Source organism: Ruminococcus sp. AM42-11 (assembly GCF_003480145.1).
In the GTDB taxonomy this organism is placed as follows: Bacteria; Bacillota; Clostridia; order Lachnospirales; family Lachnospiraceae; genus Blautia_A; species Blautia_A faecis.
Map to the genome: position 1 here is coordinate 20620 of NZ_QUIO01000050.1, position 7128 is coordinate 27747.

Sequence of the window (7128 nt, forward strand, 5' to 3'; positions counted from 1 at the left end):
ATTTTTTTGTTGTCAGTTCCAATTCATTAAGCCGTAGCCCTTGATACAGGAGTAATTGACGGGGTAGCTCTTTATCTTGCAGGCGTCGCCGGAATTGCCCTCGACGGTATAGACGCGCTCCCCGTCCGTCCCGATAACAAGCCCTACATGGTCTGCGCTCCCGTCCCCGTCCCAGTCGAAAAAGATAGCGTCGCCGGGGGCGATATTCTCATAGCCCCTCGCGCCCCATTGCCCGCGTGACTGGAACCAGGGTACGCCCTGTGACTGGCACCCGGCAAAGCGCGGCTCGCTTTTCCCGGCTTGATTGTAGCACCATGAAACAAAACAGGCGCACCATTCCACGCGGCTGTTAAATCCGTACCAGCTCCAAAAGGGTCGCCCGCCTACGTTGCCGACTTGCCGCTTCGCAAGGTCTACAACGGCGGTGTTGCCGGGGCGTGTGCCGTTTACAAGCTGTACGCCGCTTAAATCCTCGGACGCGCCCATATCGGGGGAGCCGCCGCCGAAAATCAGCGGCTTGTTTCCGCTTGTTTCCAGATAGACGCGGTACATTTCAAGCTGCTGTGGCGTTAGAAGTTCCTCCGCAATCTCGGAAATGGGCTTGTTCGTCAGCTTCACGTTGAGGATATGGTACTCGTAGGTACTTCCTCGCTGGTCGTTTCCCCTGTTTCCGGGTCTGTGCTTGTTTCTGTGCGGTAGCGGATTTCCGTTTCTTCCGTCAGCGTCAAAGTGTACTGCATGGCAAAGACGCGGTTTAGTTCTGCCTGTGCGCTCTGCGGGGTGTAGGTCTGTAAAAGGGCGGTGAGGTAGGACGCTAACTCATGGGGGTTATGCCCGATACTGTCAAGGTCATAGCGGTATTCGTCATAGCCGGGGTGGGTGCTTTCGATATTGTCAATCTGCTGCTGAAGCTCGTTTTCCTTTGCGGCGTAATTATTTTCCGTCGCCACAAGGTCGCTGTCCTCCGACGTGTAGGAAGTCCCAAGTATGCCGTTCATCAAGCCGGAGAACATGGAGCCGCAAGAGGAAAGCCCCGCCGATACCATGATGAATAAGAGCAGCGCGGCAACGGCGATACATACGCCCGCCGGGTGCCGCCCTACAAAAGCGATTGCCTTTTTTGTTTCCTCGGCGGTCTTTTTTGCCGCCTTGCGGGTGTTCTCTGCGGCTTTCTGCGCCGTTTTTGCGCCGCCTTTCCTTGCCGACTTTGCATACTGCCGCTTGATTTGCTGCTTCTGCATGAAGCGGGAAAGGGGATTGCCCGCAATCTGCGGATTGTCATGTAGGGATTTATGGTACTGGAAATCCACATTCGCCTTGAACGCCGCTTTCTCTGCCTTTGCCGCCGCCCGGTAGGGTTTGAGCTTGTGGCTGCGGTAGCCCTCCTTGACTTTCCGCGTCCCGTACTTTGCGCCGCGCTCTGCCAGTTCTTCGGATTTGTGCGCCCCCTCAACGCCGGAATTGTCCTTTTCAACGGAATGTATCTTGTTGTGGACGAAAATACCCGCTTCCTGTGCGGGGCGGGATAGCGGGTTATTGTGGGGCTTATTCCTTCCTATGGGCTTTTCCTGTTCCTCAAAATGTAGGCGGGTCTTGCCTTTCCCGGTGGCTTCATCAAAGGTGCGCTCCCGTACAAGTTTCTTTTCTTTGGGGATAGCCGCCTTTGCCGCGTCCAGACGGTCGGCTGCTTTGTCCGATTTTCGGATATACCTTTCAAGCTCCGGCGTTGCCCGTTCCTCGTCGGTAAACTGCAAGCGGGAAGATTTTTCTTTTGCTGTGGCTTCTGCCTGTGCTTTCCTCGCCGCCTTTTTGCTCGCCTTTCTGGTACGCGCCCCGTCGATACGCTCCAAGACGCGCTCGGCTGCGGCGGTGTCCTGTTCCCGTTCTGCCCCCGGCGCATGGGGAAGCGGCGGCGCGGCGGCTGTGGGCGCGGGAGCTGCGCCGCCCGGTATGGTCTGCGCTGCCTGTTCCGGCGGCTGCGGTGCTTCGGTCTTTGCAAAGTCCGCGTCCCTTATCCGCTTGCTGATACGTTTCTTTTTCCCGGTGGCGGCGTTTACCTCGACAGCCCCCTCGCGGGTCATTTTCTGCGTGACTTTCTCACGCGCTCGATACTGTTTTATTTTTCTGTCCCTCCAATCCGCGCCCTTGCAAGGGCGCAATACTCGGCGTTTATCTCAATGCCTATATAATGCCTGTCAAGCTGCCTTGCGGCTGCTCCCGTCGTGCCGCTGCCGAAAAAGGGGTCAAGCACAACGCCGCCTTTCGGACAGCCCGCCTTGATACAGGTTTCGGCAAGTTTTGGCGGGAACGCGGCGAAATGCCCGCCCTTGTAGGGTACGGTATTGATAAGCCACACGTCCCGCCTGTTCCGCATGGTCGGCATGAGGGCTTCGTCGTAGTAGCTGCCGCTTCTCGCCCGGTTAAGCCCCTGTACTTTCCCCTGTCCGGGTACTTCGTCCGCATATTTCTGTCCCGCGCTGCGCCCGGTGCGGTACCGCGCCGCCGTTGTGGGGGCTAACGGCTCGGCTATGGCGGCTGCGTCATAGAAATATTTCTTTGACTTCGTAAGCAGAAAGATATGTTCATAGCAGCGGGTAGGGCGGTCTTTCACGCTCTCCGGCATGGGGTTTTCTTTCTGCCAGATAATGTCGCTCCGTAAATACCACCCGTCAGCGCGTAGGGCAAAAGCTAAAAGCCAAGGGATACCGATTAAGTCCTTTTGTTTGCAGCCGGAAACGCGGTTGTTTTTTGCAATCTGCTGTCCGTTTCTGCCTTTCGGGTTCTTCGGGTCTGCATGGTAGCCCTTGTTCCCTGTGCCGCAGTAGGTGTCCGCGATATTCAGCCAGAGCGTACCGTCAGAACGCAGTACCCGGCGCAGCTCGCGGAAAACCTCGGTCAGCCTGTCAATGTACTGCTCCGGCGTGTCCTCCCGCCCAATCTGCATATCAAGCCCATAATCCCTAAGCGCATAGTAGGGCGGGCTTGTGACGCAACAGTGTACGCTTTCCTCTGGAAGCTCCCGCAAGGCATAGAGCGCGTCCCGGTTGATGATGGTGTCAGTTTTCAGCCCGTTCATGCTTCGCCCACTTCCTCCGGCTTCGTCGTCATTACCCGGTAAAGCTCGGTGTCTTTCGGGAAGCGGTCTACAAAGGGCAGCACCACGTTCCCGTAGAAGATAAGCCCCTCGCCCGCTTCGGTGTGGGTGACATATTTCATCTGCTGCGGGGAGATGTTGAGCTGCTTCGCAAGGATAGCCCGGTCGCCCGCCGCCTGATTGAGCATGAGGACAAAATCAGAGTTTTCAAAGATATTCTCCACTTCGCGGGAAGCAAGCAAATCCTTGACATTCTGCGTAATGGCTGTGGGTATGCCGCCCCATTTTCTGAAACGCTTCCAGATTTCAACGGAATAGGCGGCGGTCTGTTCCTCTTTCAAGAGAAGATGAAATTCGTCCATAAAATACCGGGTGGATTTCCTTTCTGCCCGGTTGACGGTGACGCGGTTCCATACCTGGTCCTGCACAATGAGCATACCTAACTTTTTGAGCTGCTTCCCAAGCTGCTTGATGTCAAAGCAGACAAGGCGGTTGTTCAGCTCCACGTTGGTACGGTGGTTGAATACGTTAAGGCTCCCGGAAACATACAGCTCCAACGCCGCCGCAATACGCGCCGCTTCCGGCTCCGGCTGCTTCAAAAGCTCGTTGTAGAGGTCGCCCAAGATAGGCATTTTCTCCGGGTCGGGGTCTGCAAGGAAAGGGCGGTACACGTTCCTAACGGCGCGGTCAATGACGGTCTTATCGACGGGCTGCAAGCCCTCCTTGCCGCCTATGACAAGCTCGCAGAGGGAGAGGATAAAGTCGGATTTCAGCGCAAGGGGGCTGTCGTCCTCGCTGTAATTGAGGTTAATATCCATAGGGTTCACATACTGGGGCTTCCCGTCAATGCCCTTGCCCGTAGGGATAAGCGTATCACTTGCCCGTCAAGCCGCTGCACAAGGGAAAAATACTCTGCTTCCGGGTCGCAGATAATTATGTCGTCGTCGGTAATGAGGAAAGCGTTTGTCATTTCCCGTTTGGCGGCAAAGGATTTCCCGCTTCCCGGCGTACCCAAGATTAAGCCGTTGGGGTTCTTTAGCTGCTTGCGGTCGCAGAGTATCATGTTGTTACTAAGGGCGTTTAAGCCGTAGTACAAAGCCGCGCCCGTCTGGAAAAGCTCCTGTGTGATAAAGGGGATAAAGATAGCGGTGCTTGACGTGGTAAGCCCTCTTTGAATGGGGATAAGGTTCTCCCCAAGCGGTACAGAGGACATAAGCCCCGCTTCCTGTTGGTAGTCAAGGCGGGTTAAGGCGCAGTTGTTCTTCTGTGCAATGCCCGCCGCCGCGAATACGTCATTTTCCAGTTTCCGCTTCGTGTCCGCCATGTTCACCACAAGGAACGTCAAGAGGAACATTCTTTCATTCCGGCTCTGCAAGTCCTGTAAGAGATTCTTCGCTTCGCTGCCGAAAGTGGCAAGGTCGGACGGTATAATATCCATGTCATAGCCGCTGCGTACCGCTTTCTTCTGTTCCTCGATTTTCATTTTGTCAAGGTCGGTAATCTTGCGCTTGATTGTCTTTATGGCTTCGGTCTGGTCGATACTGTGGATATGCAGATTGACGATAACGCCCGTTTCCAAGTCCAGAATGTCAGATAAGATACGGTCGTTTAATTCCGGCGCAAGGATTTCAAGGAATGAAACCGCGCCGATTTTGCGCCCCATGCGGAAATAACGCCCCTCGCCAAAACGGAAAGAGGACGGGGCGATAAAGTCCTTTGTGGAAAGCCCGGACGGGGCAAGCCATGAAAAATCAAAGGCAAACTGCCCGCCCTCCGGGTGGAAAATGCCATGCAGCATTTTAAGGCGTTCATAGCCTGTCATGGGGCGGGCAGACACGCCCAAGAGCTTAAAGTTGTTGAGTACGTCCGTTTCGATACGGGCAAGGCGGGATTTCGCCGCGCCCAGACTGTCGGCTTCAATGGCAAAGGTGATATATTTTGCTTTGACAAGCCCGTTGTTGCCCTTTGCAAGCTGGTTTTTCAGCATATCCCGGTATTCTGTGCGGATAGAATTGAAAGCGTCCTCCTGTGCCGGGATATTGACCGCCTTTTCCGCTTCGCCGCGCTGCGTCCCTTGATTGATGAAAGAAAGCTGCACCGAAACGGAAGCGTCAAAGTAGTTGAGGAAGTCGCACCAGTTCTCAAAAATGGCGGTCTTGTCGTCTGCCTGTGCAAGCTGATAGTTAATATCTTCAAAGGCGACGGTCTTTGAGTATTTCCGTCCCGTAACCTTGCAGATACCGTCCGGGTACATCTGGATATAGGGGATTGTCTGCTGCGCGGTGTGGGCTTTCCCGTCGCCCTTTGCCTGTCTGATGATTTCCGCAATCTGCTTTTTCTCGGCGCGGGTGAGCTTGCGGGGCGGGTTAGGCTTTGTGCTTCCCGCCGCGCTGTTTCTTCGTGTTTCCTTTTGCAATCGCTGATACCTCCTTTTCAAGTTTTCTCTGCCGTTCTAAGACGGAATAAAAGTTGTCTGTCCTGTATGGTCGTTCTTTGGGGGCTATGAATTTTGTCCGTATGATGTTCTTCACCACCACTTCAAGGGGCTGTCCATGCTTCTCATACATGGCAAAGAGGAAACAGGGCAGCATGACGGCAATCATAGCCATAGACGCAAGGCTTGTGCCTGTGCTGTCTTTGAGCAGAAAGAAAAGCGGCAAGCCGAACAGGAGAGCCGCCGCAAAACATACAATCTGCCGTTTGGTAAGGTTGAAAGCTACTTTTGTCTTGACTTTGGATAAGTCTTTGGGTACGGGTACATACGCCAAGTGAAAACCTCCTTTCTCTGGGTTTGGTGTTGCTGTAATTTTCCATAAGGGTAATCAAGGCAAAGGTCAATCTATGCCCTTTGCCCGCCCGTATTATATGGGGGTTATCCGCGTCAAGGTCGGGTCGTATTTTCGCCGCTTCGCTCTGAAAATCTCCACCCTGCCCTTGACACGCCGCTAATGCGCGGAGAATATCGACTTCGCCAGTGCGCCGGATTTGAACAGGGAGAAACAGAGGATAACGGTATAGGCTGCAAGGGAGAATATCGCGCTGTGCAGATTGTCCGCTATTATCATGTTGTTTACCAGAACCGCGTAAATGCCGACGCATATCATAATGAGGAAGCCTTGAAAACCGATAGCGAACAGGGATTTTAGGTAGTTGTTTCCTATCTGCCCCCATTCCCGGTTCGTCATAGTTGCAAACGGGATAGGCGATACCGAACAGTAAAGGTAAATTTCTATCATGCGCCCGTAGAGGATAACGGTTATCAGTACGGACATGATTTTCATGCACAAGCTCACAAGGCTTGTTTCCATGACAAGTAAGAGCAGTTCGGGGATTTCCATAGCGTCAAGCCCGCTCTGCATGGAAGCAAGGGCGGCGGCAACATCAATCTCTGTGCTGCCGCCGATTACCCCCGCCGCGCCGGAAACAACGTGCTGCGCCATATCGAACACCGCCATAGTAATGTCAAAGGTGTGCGTCACAAGGTAGACTGCCACAAACGCCTTGAACACCCACTTGAAGAACATGGAAGTGTCAACGTCGTGCATATTGTTCTTTTCCGTTACCATGCTGATAAGCTCATAGCATAGGACGTAGGTAATGACAAGCCCCGCAATGGGTACGATTACATTTTCACTAAGGGTCTGTATCATGGAGAATATATTTGCGTTCCACCCTTGCGGGGTCTGCCCTACCTCTGCGGCGATAGTGCCGACTTTTTCGTTTACGTCCCCGAACATAGTTGACAGATTACCGTTTATGGCTCCTATGAGGATTTCCTTTATCCATTCGTTAATCGCGTCAAGTATGCTCTGCATAAGCCTTTACCCGCGCTTCTTAACCGAACAAGCCGGAAAGCAGCGGTACAAGGGTCATGCCGATAAGGGCAACGCCGCCGCCCGCCATAAGCTGCTTCATGCCCTGGCTCTTTACTGATGTGCGATAAAGAAGTAATAGAAGTGTAAAAAATTTTGCCGTTCCTATCCGGCACTTGCGCATTGTGTCGGATAGGTCGGGCGGTTATTCGGGCAAGTCCA

At 53.8% G+C, this 7128-nt stretch carries 4 protein-coding genes and 2 pseudogenes; all 6 read right to left on the bottom strand.

What is annotated here, in order from left to right; translation table 11 throughout:
* Window positions 1-12: 12 nt before the first annotated feature.
* Window positions 13-2081: pseudogene (locus tag DW904_RS19885) on the bottom strand (CHAP domain-containing protein).
* Window positions 2082-2116: 35 nt separating this feature from the next.
* The gene (locus DW904_RS19890) at window positions 2117-3076 is read right to left on the bottom strand and encodes a site-specific DNA-methyltransferase (RefSeq protein ID WP_006876012.1); all 960 of its coding nucleotides are present in this window, start codon (window positions 3074-3076) and stop codon (window positions 2117-2119) included.
* Window positions 3073-5510 (bottom strand): annotated as a pseudogene (locus DW904_RS19895) (conjugal transfer protein TraE). The gene DW904_RS19890 and the pseudogene DW904_RS19895 overlap by 4 nt, the downstream one beginning before the upstream one ends.
* Window positions 5461-5862: a PrgI family protein gene (locus DW904_RS19900; RefSeq protein WP_007037042.1), complete on the bottom strand. Its 402-nt coding sequence runs from the start codon at window positions 5860-5862 to the stop codon at window positions 5461-5463. Before DW904_RS19900 ends, DW904_RS19895 begins: the two are co-directional and overlap by 50 nt.
* Before the next feature lie 177 nt (window positions 5863-6039).
* Entirely contained in the window at window positions 6040-6909 is an 870-nt protein-coding gene (locus DW904_RS19905; RefSeq protein ID WP_002584320.1) for a VirB6/TrbL-like conjugal transfer protein, CD1112 family, read from the bottom strand.
* A 19-nt stretch (window positions 6910-6928) separates the two neighbouring features.
* The gene (locus DW904_RS19910) at window positions 6929-7090 is read right to left on the bottom strand and encodes a Maff2 family mobile element protein (protein ID WP_096920789.1); all 162 of its coding nucleotides are present in this window, start codon (window positions 7088-7090) and stop codon (window positions 6929-6931) included.
* Between the last annotated feature and the right edge of the window lie 38 nt (window positions 7091-7128).

Excerpts from the sequence above, each read along its gene's own strand:
- DW904_RS19910 (WP_096920789.1), bottom strand. The coding sequence starts at position 7,090 with ATGCGCAAGTGCCGGATAGGAACGGCAAAATTTTTTACACTTCTATTA.
- DW904_RS19890 (WP_006876012.1), bottom strand. The coding sequence starts at position 3,076 with ATGAACGGGCTGAAAACTGACACCATCATCAACCGGGACGCGCTCTAT.
- DW904_RS19905 (WP_002584320.1), bottom strand. The coding sequence starts at position 6,909 with ATGCAGAGCATACTTGACGCGATTAACGAATGGATAAAGGAAATCCTC.